Consider the following 16,056-nt stretch of genomic DNA (forward strand, 5'->3'; position numbering starts at 1 on the left):
GTATCTACACCGAGGGCTGTTTTAGATTGGAGATTTAGAGATCGTCGGAGATCGTTTTTATGCGCTTTTCTTAACAAGGCTAACACCTAAACCTATCAAAGAAAATTTCGAACTATCTTGAAACATTGATTCATAAAACTAGCTGTTGCAACATATCAAAATCAATACTCAACTGGTTGAATTAATAATGGATATTTTCTCCTACTGGCCTTCAATTAAAAGTTTATTTTTTCGCTTGAAGAAGCTCTTTGTAGAATCAGAAAAATCGAACAAAGGTCGATTTTTAGTCATTTTTATCAACAGCTTATTTTGCTTTGCCACCTTCACTATTGGTTCAGAGTATCTGTTCTATCGTTCCACACAAGATACAAAAGAGTTAATCGGATCAGGCAGCCACCTAGAAGAAATAAGGCGAACAAAAGAATTATCTAGCTTACTGGCACTTTGCCAACAATCTATTGAAAAGCAACATAAACAAGCAGAGCTATATTGCGACAAGGCTGAAGAAGCTTACAGAACAGAACAAGCACCTAACAAGAGCGAACTAGATGAGGAGACCGAGAAGTTGTTTAAAGCTAAGGCATACCCCCTATTAAGAATATACAATGAAAGTTATCTCAACTATTTGGAAGACCGACTAAACAACTCGGCCCAAAAAGAACCAATATCTAAAAAGCTTCTCACCTACATCGCTTCTCCATTAGGCTTCACTCTATATCTTCTATCATTCCTTTTCCTCCTATCTTGGCCCTCTATAATGTATCTACTGATGAGGAAGAAAAAGGTTATCTCTGAATGATGCGTTACTAAACTACTTTTGTTAGTCAAAGATCTCCATCTGATCCAAATCTCCCTTACACAACTCAGGTTGGAGTTTTGGATCAGGTTTATCACCGCTAGGTTCGATAATGCGGTGAACGGATGTGTAGGTGACAAAGACTGTGCCGCAGTTGAGGTTGAGGCACTGGCAGTATGCTTCACGAGTTTCTTTACTCATCGCTCTGGATGTAGCAATGCGGGCTTTGCTTTCGCATTTGGGGCAAGTGATTAACATGGCAACTCCTTTTCAGTAATTGCACTTATAGCCTAAACTGCGGGCTTTCGACTTCGTCAGCCATTTCGATAATGGCCTTGATGGCTTCCACTTTCTCGATATCAAGCTCACCTTGATTGTCAGCAACAACTAATCCCATTAAGTAAGCACCTGCTTGGGCGCGGTTTTCACCGTTCGTACTCAATGCGACCCCGTCAAGAATTAGCTCCAGTGCTTGCTGGAAAAGCTGTTTTTTATTCGACATATCAATATCCTTACTAATGACATTGAAAATATACTGTATATTTATACAGCTTTCTACATGTATTTTGAATACCTGTCATTTAGGCTTCAACTAAGTGAAACACAACTGTCATATTCGATTCCTAAGTTGCGTAGCATTCAACTAGATGTTTGTGAAACTCATAAGGACAATGAGATATGAAAAACTTCAAAAACACCATTGCCAGTTGGTTAGACAACTTCTGTAACAAACTTTTCGAACAAATTTTGGACAAAATTGCCTTTAAGTTACTTACTATCGCTGCGCTTTCTCTCGTTGAACTCTTCGCTGGAGATGATGAAAGCAACCAAGTTGCTCAGTTAATAGAAACTGTAATCACACACATCGCTTAGCCGACCGGGGTAGCCTTACTGGCGAGGCTACCCCAGTCCATCTTGGCAAACGCGTATTCACTCTAGTTGTAAACACCCAGCGAGATATTCAGAAGAAATGTTAAGCCAGTAATCTCGTTCGTTATCGCTCGACTCATCTATTGGTATTGAAGACGACAAGACACTCTTCCAGTAACAGTGCCTCTCAATAAACTGCTGATATTGCGAGAAATATAGCGTATCTGAACTAGACTTAATGTCGTCCATTTCAATATCTCGACACTCCATCGGCCACCCTCGAGCACCAGCGGCCCAGATCATGAACTTATCTACCTTTTGTTTCGCGTCCTGGCCTTCGAATGTAATGCAGAACCTATTGTTTGAGCTGACATGCACTCCCCGCTCTTGAATTGTCTTGTTTAGTTTCTCGGCTTGCTTCTCTAATCGAATGATTCGATTGTACAAGCGGTTCTGGTACTCCTCAGGTTTGTTCTGGTTTCTGGCAATCGACTTAGCTTTAATGGTTTGAGCTTTAGCTGCCTGGAGGCTTCGAACTTGCCTTTTAATAGGCTTCTTCCATTGCTCGAGCTTGTATCCCAACTCTTTTATGATTGCAGTCATATTGTCAGCTTCAAAACTTGCTAACGTTTCCCAAGCAGGCGCCCTCGAACATTTAGCAATCGCATACCGATTGCCCTTTATTAACCCTTGGCTCTCATTGGCGCCTTTCGCTGCATAACCTACTGCCTTTATGATGTATGAGCCTGCAGCTTTAGGCTTTTTGATTCTCTCGAGCTTTGCAAATCCGTGACCCCATATTTTCTCTAGGCGTTTAGACCAGGGACTAAACAGATGCTCCGGAACAGTCCACCTCAATAACAAATGCACGTGAGGGTTTGGTTCCCCGTCCTCATTAGCCGGACACTCAGCTACCCAAATGTAGTGAAAGTCTGCCGGTGTGTTCATTGGTCCTATGTCATTAGGTTGAACGTACTTTGGTACTTTCTCTTTAGTTAGATCACAATACTTCTGACCTGACTCAAGATCAGTCCGAACCGTATGGTCTGCAAGCCAGCCTCTTTGGTACATTTTCTTAGCTGCATCTAGAAACCTTGAAACTTCATGTCCAATCGTCGTCTCTAGAGTTTTTTCCATCGTAAATTCATGCTCAGGTTTCTGCTTCAAATCGCAGTATGCTCCGGCGATTACCCCATCTGGATTCATCTTTCTTGGTAAGGGGTTATCTTTGGTTGGCACCGTCCAATACTCACCACCGATATCCGTTATTGGGTGCCAGATTTTCTTCTCCAGAGCACGCGGATTAGCAGTCACCATGTTCCGCTTATAAACAATTGGATGATTAGCTCCCATTGAACGGCAATCGTCTTCATCGAGCATTCCTCCAAACATGGCCAGACGCTTAGCTTTAGTGAAGGTTAAAGTCAGGAACGTAGAAAAACCTCCATGGCAGGCAGCGGTATATGCACCAGCCTCAAAGATTTTGCTAACGGAACGTGAAGTTAACTTCTCAGAAAACCTCTCACCCACATTAGCAGTTGGCGCTGCACTTGAAGGCGTCTCGGTTATGGCTTGAAACTTATAAGTATCGTTCCAGGCACGATGCATCAACTGCATCCAAATAGGTATTCGGCCCGTTTCCCCTCTCGCTCGCCGACCATTCTCGTTTAACACAGCAGGTTTCGAGCGCTCAGTGGTCTCATAGAGAGTCGAATGGTTGAAGTAAGCCTCGGGAGAATCGAGTACTGACTTCGCTCTAAGAGACTTGTTCAGAGTCCTGATTCTACGAATCTGAAACTCTTTCCTTTGGCGAAAATCCTTTGTCGGACTTTTGCGCCCTTTGACTAGACTAAGTCTTTCGGCGATTCTCGCCGCCGCTTCGCGGTCGTGTTTTGAGCGATAATTCTTCGCTTTGTAAAAATCAGTTCGAACATTTACATCACGCTCGCGCTTGGATAATCGGTTTGATACTCGATCATAAACAGGAATCTTCTTAACTAAACCACTATCAAGTAACGCTTGCTCTTGGTCTGAGTGAATTTTGGAACCTAAAAAACCAGCTCGATGGCTGGCGTCATTTTGCTTGATTCTGTCTAGGGGCATTACCGCCCCCGCGACATACAGCAACTCACTCTCTTTCATTGATCAATGCCCCTCCTCTCGATTCACATTACTTACCGATCCCCAAGGTTCGATACAACCTTGAGCCGTACACATGTAGTTCATGGGTCTTTGAGTGGGTTTAGTTCGTTTTTTAATGCCGTGTTTTTCACGTAGCTTAGATAGTAGAAATTGAGCTCGCTGCGTCTTACTCGGATCATAGCTCTCGAGTGCCGGCATATCGGGACAAGGCAAATGACTAGGTGACGTCGCGATGATGCCATCATCGTAGATAGATACCGCAGGTCTGAAGTCAATATCGTCACTCATTCTCACCTCACCCTGCAGAGCTAACATTGAACGTAAAGATGCCTTCTGCATTCAAAAACAACATGGCTTCATGAACATCTGGAAATAGTTCAAGCTCATTGCCTTGAGAAACTAAGTAGATGGCTTCTCGGTGGGCTTGGCTAAATACCGATATTGCCCAACCTAAGAAGTTGCCCTTAGCATCTAACTTTATGAATACACAAGGAGGATGATGAACCACACTGTTTAAGGCTCTAGCTATCGTGCAAAAGTCTTTGGCAGGTAGGCTCTTTTCACTAGGATGAATTTGGGAAGCACTCATATCTCAGCAAGCTCCTGTGTGTCCACGACGATAAACCCGCCCTTCCCCTCGCCTTCGCTTAATACTCCGTGGCGAACGTGATTGCATTTGAGCTGTTCGCAGGCTTGGCTTACGGCATCGTCTAAAGAATCGAAATCACCAAGAGCCGTTGTTTCTGGCTCTTGAGTTTGTTCGTGGCGCTTCATGGCGCCATCACCAAACAATCGAATGGCTACGTATTGCATGAGGCACTCTCCGATTGCGCGCCTAATGCCTTCATCGCTAGGCCCGCTTGACGGCTGATGTTTTGCCAAAGACGAATATTTGAGTTTTGCTGGCGCTCTTGCCCTTCGACAGGGTTCTCTTGGTACTTGGTGACGTTTAGCGCAGCGACGTTCTGTAGATGTAAAGCTTCTTCCAGAGTGTTGAGTTCAATCGTAATCATGTTGAAACTTCCTTTCTGTTTTCTTCAGTTAACTCAGTCCGGGGACTGGCGCACCGTTGGCAACAAAATCCACTCCCATAGCTAAAAAGGGAGACACGCCTTTAGTGCGTTCTTCGAGATCACTAATCAAAAGCACAAGATTGCCAATGCTGGCTTGAGCTTTCTGAATAATGTTGTGTTTAGTAGTGCGGCTTAAGCGTACGTTTCCGGCTTGGTCTAACGCCATTTGAGACAGGTCACCCGAGTGAATCGAGTTCTCTAATGCACGTTTGATAAAGGTTTCTTCAGTTGCATCAAGCGGTATATGAGCAGTAACAACACCCAACCCAAGAAGCAGGCTGTTTACTATGGTGTGATTGCCACTGGCTTTAGTAATCGCGATGAGCTCTACACACGTTAAGACATGAGGTTGCTCTGGGTTGAGCTTGTTGCGAAGCATTGTTGGGCTCATACCTATGCCTTCTGCCAGCTTGGTCATATTCTCTGACTTCGCAAATGCGCAACACGCTTCGTTAAATGCCAATTGTTTCGTGCCAATAAATTCGCACATTGAGTCACTTTCGTTCATAGCCAATACTCATTTGCATACCAAGGAGATGAAAATGAAAAACCAACCAAGGTTTAGAAACCGCTGTTTAACCTAGGTTTTGCATTGCTTCACGTGTTGCCATTTCTAGCAAAGCAACCATGTTTATCAGCGGTGTTTCCTTAGGTTTAGACTTGGCTTTGATAGGCAGGCGACCGTCAGAAACCCAGTCCATAATGGTGCGCTTAGGCATACCAGAGAACTGCGAGTATTGGTCATAGGTCATGAAAGGCGTATTTAGGACTACTTGATATGAAAGCATGGTGGTATCCTTGTAAGTTATTGATTGTTTAACATCGGACGCTAGAGTTGCAGCTCGCAGTCCATTTGAATTGGATTATTGATCGTATATGCGAACAAATCAAGCCAAATTAACCCCCTTTAATTATCAAGGTGGGAAATTCGTCACAGATCGCCTTCACGAAATTCTCGGCACAAAAACTATTAGGGACTTAGGCGACCGTTTAGATGTTTCCGCTTCAACTATAGCCACTTGGCACAAACGCGGGCTTTGTCCATACGAAGTAGTGCTGCGAGCCCACATGTACACAGGTGTTTCTTTAAAGTGGTTAACACTAGGTGAAGGCGAGCCATTTCCGAACAGAAATTCTCATAAGAATGATAAAGAACAAATGGAAACCAAGTTTTTGTTCGACATTGACTCTTTCAACATTAAAGACGGGAAGTTAGAAAACATCCAAACACTAACCTTCGACAAGGCTTATCTGGACGAGATTGAGGTATCAAATCCGATAGCTATTCGTCAAAGCGGCTGCACTCACATTATAGATAAAAATAATTTACAAGCTGTTAGCGGCACATATCTAATTGATATGGACGGCCTACTCTCTCTCAACGAAATCCAACGTTTACCAGGCAAGAAGCTAGCGATCAGCTTTAATGGTTCAACTCTTACTGTTGAAGAGGATGAAGTTAAGGTTGTTGGACGTGTGGCGTTGGTGATGGAGAAGAAGTAATGGAACCTCTCGTACTTATAGGGAACAGAATTGAAGAGTTTTTAAATGCAGCTCGAGAAGCGGACTATAATGTCAGTTTGCGAAGTAGAAATATTATTCGAACTGCGAAGCGCCTACAATCAAGCCTCAAAGACCCATTAGTATTGTGGGGAGACCTGAATGATGATATTCGAAAAGATCTGGTTCTTTTAGCAAAAGAAGTTAAACACTATTCCCCCCGACAATCGAATGAAAAATTAGTCTTAGCTAAAAAGTCACTTCATGATGCTCTAAATGATTGGTATGTGGATAATGAAGCTACCGAACTTGAATCTTTATCTCAATCAGAAGCAACAGGCAAACTACGACAATTGACCCTGCGTCAAAACGAGATAAACAGCGCAGTAGCTAGCAGTGTAATTCAAATAAGTGAACGAACAGGTGCTGCTGAGCGTCAGATAGAGAGAGTACAGCGGAAATATATCAATGAGCTTCGAACCGAAAGCAGCCAGTTAAGAGAGCTCTATTCAAACGAAATAAAGGTTCTCGTCGAGGACAGCTCAAATGATTTAGAAAAGACTGTAGAAACAGCTAACTCTAGGTTAAACCAAATAATTCGTGATGCAACTGATGAACTCTTAAAGAAGCACTCTTCAGAGTACAATAGACTTTATAGTGAACTAAAATCTAAAACGGAGGAGCAGATTAGGTTCTCTGACGACTCTCGTGCAGATTTTGAAGAAAAACTGCAGTCATTAAATAGAATACATGAAGCACAAATACTAGAGCTCAATGACAGGTTTTCTCAAGAGCAGAATAGTTTTAAAGACAGATTTCTCAGTGAAGTAAAAAAAGAAATCCAGCAATATAAAGGGCTTAGAACACTCCTGAAAGAGCAGCTTAACGAAGCAAAAGATATTGTTGGCGTGCTATCTAAAAAAGCGTTAGCACACGAACACCTAATTCAAGCGGGACGTGAAGCTAAAGCATACTGGGGCTTTCAGTTGTTTGGGTTGAGTTTTTTATTTTTGGCTATATTAATGAGCGTCGCGATTTTTGGGGATTCGCTAGGTCTCAAAATTCCATGGCTTACTTGGTTAGTCGATTTTTCTTCCTCTAACGGAGAGCTAAGTACATACAATATCGTTAATCAAGGGAGTCTTTCTAAGCCTCCCTCTACACCTAGTTCCTTCTCTTCTGAAGCATCGTGGTTTTTTAAAAGAATATCTATCGTAATCTTATTGACAGCCCCCGGTTTGTATCTTCTAAAAGAAGCTGCAAATCATAGGGCTAAAGAAAACCTCTACCGACAAAGAGGTGTTCAGCTTGCTTCTATAACTCCTTATCTCAAGGAGTTAGATGAACAAGAGAGAAATTCAATTAAGAAAGAGTTAGTAACGTCCTTCTTCTCCTTTCATGATGGAAAAGCAGACACACAAAATGTCCCAGACTTCTTGAGAGACCTAAAAGAAACTACAAAAATTATTCGTTCAATCGATCGAGCTACTCAACCAACAACTAACAATCGCACATATACTCCACGTAGAAAGCGCCGACCACAAGCAAGTAGAGGTTAATTGGCAATGGAAAAGTTAGTTATTCAAACATTTTCAGAAATTGATCTCGATGACCCTTTTTTTGACACTTTAAAGAGGGATTATCAAGAATTTGAAAAATGGTTCGAGAAAAAACATAACAACAATGCTTTAGTACTTTACAATGATGATCACCAGATTGAGGGTTTTCTTTATTGCAAGTATGAAAAAGGCCCCGGCAGCGATACCATTCCTCCGCTGCCAAACACTCAACATATGAAGGTTGGTACTTTTAAGTTCAACCCTAAACGCACTAGGCGCGGGGATCGTTATCTTAAGAAAATTTTTGATTATGCTCTAGCATATAAGCCAGACGTCGATGACATTTACGTGACTATATTTGCCGATAAGCATCCTTATTTGGCGGAGTTATTTAAACGGTATGGCTTTAAAGAGTACGCGAAAAAAGAAACGAAAAATGGGATTGAGGAGGTATTGCTTAGAGATCTCAATTCAACCCTAGGAGATGTCGATAAAGATTACCCTTTCGTCAACACTAAGGGAAACGCTAAGTACTTGTTGAGCATATATCCTAACTACCATACTAAGTTGTTCCCTGACTCAAAATTGATCACAGAGAGCCCTAATGTCGTTAGAGATATTTCTCACTCTAATAGTATCCACAAGATTTACATCTGTGGCATGGCAGGTGTTATGGACTTTAATCGTGGCGATGCAATCGTAATATACCGAACTGGAGATGGACAAGGTGCTGCAGAATTTAGATCAGTCGCAACTTCCCTATGTGTTGTTGAAGATGTCCATACAATCGACAAATACAATGGTATAGATGAGTTCGTAGACTACTGCGCTAAATTTAGTGTGTTCTCTGAAGATGAGCTCCGTACAATCTACAAACAGAAGAAATATAATTATATCATCAACTTTACATACAACACCGCTTTGCCAAAGCGCCCAATCAGACAAGAACTAGCCGACTTTGCAGGTTTAAGCCGCGATGACTATTGGGGAGTGATGAAGTTAACTGACAAACAGTTTGATGACATAATTGAGCTATCAGAGCTAGATCAGAAGATAGTACTTCGCTAATTGAAAAGGGCCAGAGTGCCCTTTACCTATTCTTATAAAAATGCTCTGTATTACCTTTACGATATAAATCATCAACTCGTGCTTCAAGTAAAAATCCTCTTGAATGCAAAACGGGATAAAGCTCGTTAACTCTCTCTTTAGATACGGATATCACAACATCAGAAGTAGAGAAAGACTCTAAACTTCGATCAAGTAAAGCCTCACCGAGCTTTTCACCTCTAAACTTTGGAAGAACGTAAAAAGTACAAATCTTGTCTTCTTCTATCGTTTTTTTTAAAAGACTAACACCACATAGCTCAGAGCCGTTGTGAGCCACAAGGATAGTTCTCTCACCCATATGAAAACTTGGCATAAATTTATTACGGAACCAATCCTGAAAATCAGGGTAAAGCTTTGACACATCTTCCAACGCATGACTGATTTGGGAAACGTCAAAGTGACTATCAGCCTCTTCTATTTTTATAGATGGTTTTACTACTATTCCAGCCAAAACTAACCTTTATATGTTGGGGGCCAATACATAGCTAGGGGTAAGTTTGGCACAGTCTCATGTTCTGTTCTAGATAAATTCCACTCGATATCTTTATCTGATGTAAGTTTGTGCCAAAACAGGTTACCAAATACTCCACTAGCCACACCAATCACAAACGTAAAGGTAAGAACTACCAGCACCAAGCGCCAAGAGACCTGATTTGAGGTGAATTTTGCAAAAGCAGAAAAGTGATCGATAAAGTTATTGTCAGTCTTATCTTCAGAGCTGATTCCATCAGTCTTCTCTCTCCAGTGATAAATCAGGTACTGCGATTTGGTATCTTTCAACCCCAAATACTTATCCCAAATATCAGTCTCGAGAACTCTACAACGTTTGTAATTAGAATGTGAAGCTTTAAAATCGGATACAGCTTCTCTTATCAAAAAGAAATGTATAACGTTTAAAGACTCCGTAGAGTTTATTTTTGAGCGAATTTTAAATGGTAAATTTCTCGCCTCATTTAACCTAAAGTCAACTATTTCTATTTTATTCAAGTCACCTAAAAGAGCGGAAAGCTTTGGCTTAGTAATAGTAGAGATTCGTCTTATTGCCTGTTCATCTATTAGATTTATTCGAAATCTAAAGTAAACTGAATCTTTAACATTTCCATTTGCCACTTTAAATAAAGCTCCCGGGAATGAGAGTAAGGTTCCATTTTCCTTTTTGTCTACTAGCTCGGTAATACTAACCCCATCAAGGCCGTCACCATTTTTTAGGTCAATTTGGGTAAAGAAACTCAACTCTTCGCCATCGGGAAGAGTAATATTGTGTACACCAGAGTCGTTCACATGAGAATACTCTTTAATATAGCTATTAAAAATAGCCGAAAGCAACTCTTGATCCTTACATACCATGTAGCCCAATTCAGAGTCATACTCAATATGTTTTCTTTCAAATGGAAGGTAAATATTAACAGACTCTATCCGTTGATAGAGCTCTGTATTTAATTCACCTTTGACCGGAGTAAGCTTAACGCCAACATCAAGATAATTAATGTCATCCTTAGCTAAAGACCAGTAGTTGACATGTACCTCTAGGTTAACATCAATGTTTGCTCGACTATTAGACTCTAACCAAATACCAACACTGCTAGCCAATATTTTACTCTCTATATATTTCTAATGACTTCCATCAGGTTCTCAATCGAATCACCGGATGTATATGAAACACATACAATACCACGTTCTTGACTAAATTGAACTGATCGCGACTTCTCTCGCTTCTGCAATTTGGAAATCATTGAAACACTCGGTGCCACACCGTCTCTTTTAAGCAATCGTCTAGATATTTCCGTAGCTTCGGCGTAGACGTAGATAATCAACTTAGGCGCAATAGCATCGAATACTTCGTACTCAATATCCAACACGGAAAAATCTTTACTAAGAAGACAAAAATGGCCGTCTAGCAATAGGTTGTCATCAGGTATTTTATGAAGTCCCTTGATTAGAGCTAACTGATTGTTGTTTGAGGATGAAACGAGTTTACCACTTTCGATATAGCTTGAATTAGATTTGATAATGTCACTTGCACTGTATGCACTCATACCAAGATTAGAACTCAAATCTCGACTAAGAGTCCCCTTTCCAACCCCATGGACACCACAAATAAAAATAATGTTTTTCATCAGGTTAAGCGGCGGAACATACAAGCAATGACGAATTGCTTTCTAAGTACTTAAATGACTGAGGGGCTTTAAAGCCTCTCTCTTTTTGGTATGGATCTATCGGATTATCGTACTTTTTGAAGTCTTTGATTTGAATAGCGTAAGCCACTTCTCTATTTGAGAAGTACTCGTCAAAGAACGACTTATTAATGCCGGATGCAGATTTGGTTTCTTCCCATAATTCTTCAGGATGTTTAGCTAAGATATCCCCGATAGTAAACTCACCAACAATCTTACCTTCTGGCATGGTCGAATATATTACTACTGACTTCACGTCAGGTCTTTTGAAGATAGCTTTGCGATACTCGAACAACTTTTCGCCCGAGATAATCTTTTCTACAAATTCTGGTTTGATCGACAATAACGCTTTCATGGTATAGCTCTTATTTTTTCTAGGTGCGAATATTAAACCCAAACACTCATGATTTCATCAGAAAATCTGACAATGTGCGAGTTTGTACCAACTAAACATTGAATGTACCAAAACGAATGATACTGTATTAATATACAGTAATTTCGGTAAATTTTCCATGTCTATCCGCAACTTAAAAGATGGTTCTAAAAAGCCTTGGCTATGTGAATGCTACCCAAATGGTCGCTCTGGTAAGCGAGTAAGAAAGCGTTTCGCCACCAAAGGTGAAGCTGCTGCCTACGAGCGGTTTGTCATGCGTCAAGTTGAGGACAAGCCCTGGCAAGGCGATAAGCCAGATCATAGAAGGCTATCTGAGCTTATCGACATTTGGTTTACGCGCTATGGCGCAACGCTCGCTAACGGAGCTGTAATTTATAGCAAACTGCAAAAGATGAGTGATGCTATGGGTAACCCACTAGCTACCCTTCTAAACGCTAGGTTGTATTCAGACTTTCGCAGTCAGCGCATGCATGGGCAAATTAGCTTTGTTGATGACCGATGGCAAAAAGGGGCACCGAGTATCGCTACGCTGAATTCTGAGCTCGCTAGATTTAAAGCTGTTTTCAGCAAGCTGAAAGAACTGGGAGAGTGGAAACTCCCCAACCCTATTGAGGATGTTAAACCCTTTAAAGATCACGAGCGTAGCATGGCTTTCTTACATAAGGAGCAAATTGCCCTGCTATTGGAGTTAGTCGCCCTGCACAATAGAGAAGATATGCTCAAGATAGTTAAACTTTGCCTTGCCACCGGTGCGCGTTGGAATGAGGCTGCGCAACTTAACGGCTCTCAGCTCACTCAATACAAAGTCACCTATACCAACACTAAAACTAAGAAGAATCGCTCTGTACCTATCTCTGAAGAGCTTTATCATGAGATCTATAAGCCAACCTCAGGTAAGTTGTTCCAAGAATGCTACACACCCTTTTGCTACATCCTTAAAAACAAACTCGGCATTACCCTACCCTCTGGCCAGGCTTCGCATGTTCTGCGCCATTCATTTGCCAGCCACTTTATGATGAACGGTGGGAATATTCTGGTGTTGCGAGATATCCTCGGCCATGCAGATATTAGTATGACAATGCGCTATGCTCACTTCGCTCCAGATCACCTATCAGAAGCTATCACTCACAACCCACTCGCTAACTTGTAGTTGTCGCCACAAAAAATTTTTCGCTGGCTGTCGCCACTTTGTCGCCACTTTACGATTTTCAGGCAAAAGAAGAGCCGCTAAAAGCGGCTCTTAATATTTCGTATTTTCCGAAGAGTTATCGAATTACTCTTTACCGAAAACGTTGTTCTCTTGCTCTTGCACACGGATGAAAGTCGTACGCTTAGTTAGCTCTTTAAGCTTTGCTGCGCCTACGTATGTACAAGTTGAACGAACACCACCAAGGATGTCAGAGATAGTGCCGTGAACAGAGCCGCGGTATGGCAATAGTACGGTTTTTCCTTCAGCAGCGCGGTACTTAGCCACACCACCTGAGTGCTTGTCCATTGCCGACTGTGAAGACATGCCGTAGAACTTCATGAAAGTTTTGCCGTCTTGCTCGATCACTTCGCCGCCTGATTCTTCGTGGCCTGCTAGCATACCGCCTAGCATAACGAAGTCAGCGCCGCCGCCGAAGGCTTTTGCTACGTCGCCTGCACATGAACAACCACCGTCACCAATGATCATCCCCCCAAGGCCGTGCGCAGCGTCACCACATTCGATGATTGCAGAAAGCTGAGGATAACCAACACCTGTTTTAACGCGAGTTGTACATACAGAGCCAGGGCCGATACCCACTTTCACTATGTCTGCACCTGCTAGGATAAGCTCTTCACACATGTCGCCAGTTACAACGTTACCCGCAGAGATAACTTTGTTAGGGAATGCGGCACGTACCTTTTCTACGTACTCAACTAAGTGCTCAGAGTAACCGTTCGCGATATCAATACAGATAAAGATAAGTTCTTCAGATAGCGCCATGATTTCTTTTGTTTTTTCGAAATCAGCATCTGAAGTCCCCGTAGAAACAAACACGTTATTTAGTGTTTTTTGATCCGCTGATTTCACGAAGTCAGCCCATTGCTCTACGGTGTAATGTTTGTGAATTGCAGTCATCACGCCATGTTCCGCTAGAGCCTTCGCCATTTCAAAGCTACCGACTGAATCCATGTTTGCTGCAATTACTGGTGTGCCAGACCATTGACGACCACTATGCTTGAATGTAAAATCGCGGGTTAATTCAACTTGAGAACGACTTTTAAGAGTAGAACGCTTCGGGCGAAATAGTACATCTTTAAAGCCTAACTTAAGTTCTTGTTCGATACGCATGATAAATTTTCCTATAAGCAAATTTACGTGTCGTGCGTTTTCGGTAAACGTTAGCAGACGCTTTACTGAGTTTCGGACACAAAAAAACCGGAGCGTTGGCAGACGCTCCGGTTTTCAGCATTATAGGTCGTGATTTATTTCCCGCAAGACTGATATTTCCAATTTTTTTGTGATACAGTTCGGTTAAGTTGCATACCTAAGTAACTCCTTTCTCAGCAATTATTCGCTCTTCTCTCTTAAAAACAATCACTTAACTCAAAGCTTGCTAACCGTTTGCGCAATCCTTTTCCTCTTTACGCTGTCCAACTTCTGATCGATTGGTTGATTCACTCGTCAATAATCACCTTTAAACTCTAATTTTTACCCTTTCTCGGCAAAAGAATTTTCAAAATTTTTTACGCAAATACAAAAAAAGCAGCCGAAAATGGCTGCTTCTTGAAATTAAAGCGTTTGATTACAGTTTAAAGAATGAAAGCTGAGCTTTCTGTTTTTCTGCTAACGTAGACAGCTCATTGCTCGCACTTGCACTCTGACAAATGCCGGAAACGTTTTGATTAACCAGCTCAGACATATTCACAACATTACGGTTAATGTCTTGCGTTACCTGAGACTGCTGCTCTGCTGCGGTTGCAACTTGGGTATTGGCATCATTGATATTCGTTACAGACTCTGTAATACCCTGTAGCGCGCTGTTAGCTTGTAATGATAGCTCATTGTTTTTCTCCAGCATTTCAAGGCTAAGCTGCATGCTATCGTTAGCAAGACCAGACTGCTTCTGTAGCTCTTCAATGATGGCCTGGATTTCGCCCGTTGATTCTTGAGTTCTTGCTGCCAGCATTCGAACTTCATCCGCAACCACTGCAAAACCACGACCAGATTCGCCCGCACGCGCTGCTTCAATTGCTGCGTTCAGTGCTAGAAGGTTAGTCTGCTCTGAAACACCGCGAATAACTTCAATCACATCATTGATTTGTTCAGACTGCTCTTTAAGAGTTAGAACAACTTGCGCAGCTTCGTTTAGTGCATTGCCCATTTGAGCACTTGCTTGACTGCTCTCTTCAAAGATATCCAAGCCAGATTTAGCCAATTGATCGGCTTCACGTGCTTTTGAGTCTGCCATCTGAGCGTTATCACTTACGTTATCTGCGGTGCTAGAAAGCTCGTTGACTGCAGATGCGACTTGCTCAATCTCAGCTAGCTCTTGCTGAGCATTGGCTTGCGCTTGCGTCATCACGGCAGCTAACTCAGTAGAAGCGGAAGCGACTTCCTCACTAATACGGCTTAACTCTTCTACCGTGCTGTGAAGTTGCTCAGCGGTTTGGTTCACATCAGTACTCAGTTGAGAGACTTCATTATCACCATCGACCTTAGCACGAACAGAAAGATCACCATGTGCTAGCTTACGCATCACTTTCTGCAGTTGAAGGATTGGTTTCACAATCATGCCTGAAAGTACCCAAGCGACAGCTAAAGAGGCAACAAGAACAGTAAGTACCATGTACATTGCCATGTTTTTAACTTTTGTGTTTTGCTCAGCGCTATGTTCCATGGCATCGGTCGCGAACTCATTAACTTGTGCAGATAAAGTATTAATGGCGCCGACCATTTGATTGCCAGAGTCACGATACTTAGCGATAAAGCTGTTGTACTCTTGCGCGCTCACTTGGCCGCTGTCCCTTTGTGAAAACAGCTCCACTGCTCGGTGAGAGTATTGTACGTAATCTTCAATAGCACGGCGCACCACTCGTACTTCATCTCTGAATGTGTCGCGACTAGCCATCAAGTCGAGATCTTTTTGAATCTCTTTTAAGCTTGTTTTAAGTTCGTTCAAAAACACTTGGCGGCGAGAATCATCGTAAATGGCATACACCGCACTAATACGTAACGGATAAACTTGATCATCGATTTTTGCCAAGGTGTCTTTGTAATACACGAGGGAATCTGTGTTAGAGCTGATAATTTCTTGCTCTGCCTCTAGATTACTTTTGGTGATCCACAATGCGATAAATAGCGCGAACGTTGTGAAGATAACAGGTACTAATACCTGTGTTCGAATAGACAAATTTTTAAGGGACAATTGCATTATTTTTCTCATTCAAGTCGTTGGACTCATCCTTGAAGTGG

Annotated in this window: 21 protein-coding genes; 6 read left to right on the forward strand and 15 right to left on the reverse strand. The window is 42.1% G+C overall.

Annotated elements, in window-relative coordinates:
• The first annotated feature begins 187 nt into the window (after positions 1–187).
• Positions 188–799, forward strand: coding sequence for a hypothetical protein (locus AC6R00_RS16855; RefSeq protein WP_500641254.1), 612 nt, complete (start codon positions 188–190; stop codon positions 797–799).
• Between the two features lie 21 nt (positions 800–820).
• Here AC6R00_RS16855 and AC6R00_RS16860 read toward each other — a convergent pair whose 3' ends face one another.
• Positions 821–1,054 (reverse strand): ogr/Delta-like zinc finger family protein, encoded by a 234-nt coding sequence (locus AC6R00_RS16860; RefSeq protein WP_272275331.1) that lies wholly within the window; start codon positions 1,052–1,054, stop codon positions 821–823.
• A 25-nt stretch (positions 1,055–1,079) separates the two neighbouring features.
• Complete coding sequence (locus tag AC6R00_RS16865) at positions 1,080–1,298, reverse strand: hypothetical protein (RefSeq protein ID WP_500641255.1); 219 nt, start codon at positions 1,296–1,298, stop codon at positions 1,080–1,082.
• A 176-nt stretch (positions 1,299–1,474) separates the two neighbouring features.
• Between AC6R00_RS16865 and AC6R00_RS16870 the strand changes: the two genes are divergently transcribed.
• The gene (locus AC6R00_RS16870) at positions 1,475–1,669 is read left to right on the forward strand and encodes a hypothetical protein (protein ID WP_500641256.1); all 195 of its coding nucleotides are present in this window, start codon (positions 1,475–1,477) and stop codon (positions 1,667–1,669) included.
• A gap of 57 nt (positions 1,670–1,726) precedes the next feature.
• On the opposite strand, the gene AC6R00_RS16875 is transcribed toward AC6R00_RS16870, so the two are convergent.
• The 7 genes from AC6R00_RS16875 to AC6R00_RS16905 form a co-directional block, all read right to left on the reverse strand.
• Positions 1,727–3,808, reverse strand: coding sequence for a rolling circle replication-associated protein (locus AC6R00_RS16875; RefSeq protein WP_500641257.1), 2,082 nt, complete (start codon positions 3,806–3,808; stop codon positions 1,727–1,729).
• Between the two features lie 3 nt (positions 3,809–3,811).
• Positions 3,812–4,096, reverse strand: a complete 285-nt coding sequence (locus tag AC6R00_RS16880) for a hypothetical protein (RefSeq protein WP_500641258.1) — start codon at positions 4,094–4,096, stop codon at positions 3,812–3,814.
• 7 nt (positions 4,097–4,103) lie between these two features.
• Positions 4,104–4,397: a hypothetical protein gene (locus AC6R00_RS16885; RefSeq protein ID WP_500641259.1), complete on the reverse strand. Its 294-nt coding sequence runs from the start codon at positions 4,395–4,397 to the stop codon at positions 4,104–4,106.
• Complete coding sequence (locus AC6R00_RS16890; protein WP_272275321.1) at positions 4,394–4,621, reverse strand: hypothetical protein; 228 nt, start codon at positions 4,619–4,621, stop codon at positions 4,394–4,396. Before AC6R00_RS16890 ends, AC6R00_RS16885 begins: the two co-directional genes overlap by 4 nt.
• Positions 4,609–4,821, reverse strand: a complete 213-nt coding sequence (locus AC6R00_RS16895) for a hypothetical protein (RefSeq protein ID WP_500641260.1) — start codon at positions 4,819–4,821, stop codon at positions 4,609–4,611. The genes AC6R00_RS16890 and AC6R00_RS16895 overlap by 13 nt, the downstream gene beginning before the upstream one ends.
• Positions 4,822–4,849: 28 nt before the next feature.
• Positions 4,850–5,389: a phage regulatory CII family protein gene (locus AC6R00_RS16900; protein WP_500641261.1), complete on the reverse strand. Its 540-nt coding sequence runs from the start codon at positions 5,387–5,389 to the stop codon at positions 4,850–4,852.
• Positions 5,390–5,456: 67 nt separating this feature from the next.
• Positions 5,457–5,669, reverse strand: coding sequence for a hypothetical protein (locus AC6R00_RS16905; protein ID WP_019275486.1), 213 nt, complete (start codon positions 5,667–5,669; stop codon positions 5,457–5,459).
• Between the two features lie 88 nt (positions 5,670–5,757).
• Here AC6R00_RS16905 and AC6R00_RS16910 point away from each other — a divergent pair, with 88 nt between their 5' ends.
• The 3 genes from AC6R00_RS16910 to AC6R00_RS16920 are packed head-to-tail and all read left to right on the forward strand — an operon-like array spanning position 5,758 to position 9,008.
• On the forward strand, positions 5,758–6,384 hold the full coding sequence (locus AC6R00_RS16910; RefSeq protein ID WP_500641262.1) for a phage repressor protein CI: 627 nt from the start codon (positions 5,758–5,760) through the stop codon (positions 6,382–6,384).
• Positions 6,384–7,940, forward strand: coding sequence for a hypothetical protein (locus tag AC6R00_RS16915; protein WP_500641263.1), 1,557 nt, complete (start codon positions 6,384–6,386; stop codon positions 7,938–7,940). Before AC6R00_RS16910 ends, AC6R00_RS16915 begins: the two co-directional genes overlap by 1 nt.
• 6 nt (positions 7,941–7,946) lie before the next feature.
• Positions 7,947–9,008, forward strand: a complete 1,062-nt coding sequence (locus AC6R00_RS16920) for an N-acetyltransferase (RefSeq protein ID WP_500641264.1) — start codon at positions 7,947–7,949, stop codon at positions 9,006–9,008.
• 22 nt (positions 9,009–9,030) lie between these two features.
• On the opposite strand, the gene AC6R00_RS16925 is transcribed toward AC6R00_RS16920, so the two are convergent.
• The 4 genes from AC6R00_RS16925 to AC6R00_RS16940 are packed head-to-tail and all read right to left on the reverse strand — an operon-like array spanning position 9,031 to position 11,576.
• Complete coding sequence (locus AC6R00_RS16925; RefSeq protein WP_500641265.1) at positions 9,031–9,498, reverse strand: GNAT family N-acetyltransferase; 468 nt, start codon at positions 9,496–9,498, stop codon at positions 9,031–9,033.
• A gap of 2 nt (positions 9,499–9,500) precedes the next feature.
• Entirely contained in the window at positions 9,501–10,637 is a 1,137-nt protein-coding gene (locus AC6R00_RS16930) for a hypothetical protein (RefSeq protein WP_500641266.1), read from the reverse strand.
• 11 nt (positions 10,638–10,648) lie between these two features.
• Entirely contained in the window at positions 10,649–11,164 is a 516-nt protein-coding gene (locus tag AC6R00_RS16935; RefSeq protein ID WP_500641267.1) for an ATP-binding protein, read from the reverse strand.
• Positions 11,165–11,168: 4 nt separating this feature from the next.
• A complete protein-coding gene (locus AC6R00_RS16940) occupies positions 11,169–11,576 on the reverse strand; it encodes an ASCH domain-containing protein (RefSeq protein WP_500641268.1) in 408 nt (135 codons plus the stop codon).
• Between the two features lie 157 nt (positions 11,577–11,733).
• On the opposite strand from AC6R00_RS16940, the gene AC6R00_RS16945 reads away from it, so the two are divergent.
• Positions 11,734–12,765, forward strand: coding sequence for a phage integrase (locus tag AC6R00_RS16945; RefSeq protein ID WP_500641269.1), 1,032 nt, complete (start codon positions 11,734–11,736; stop codon positions 12,763–12,765).
• A 123-nt stretch (positions 12,766–12,888) separates the two neighbouring features.
• Here the strand turns inward: AC6R00_RS16945 and AC6R00_RS16950 are convergent, their stop codons facing one another.
• Complete coding sequence (locus AC6R00_RS16950) at positions 12,889–13,932, reverse strand: GMP reductase (protein WP_004746952.1); 1,044 nt, start codon at positions 13,930–13,932, stop codon at positions 12,889–12,891.
• A gap of 454 nt (positions 13,933–14,386) precedes the next feature.
• Positions 14,387–16,015: a methyl-accepting chemotaxis protein gene (locus tag AC6R00_RS16955; protein WP_500641270.1), complete on the reverse strand. Its 1,629-nt coding sequence runs from the start codon at positions 16,013–16,015 to the stop codon at positions 14,387–14,389.
• Between the last annotated feature and the right edge of the window lie 41 nt (positions 16,016–16,056).

This window comes from Vibrio sp. R10-SF1-ISO8, assembly GCF_059833805.1.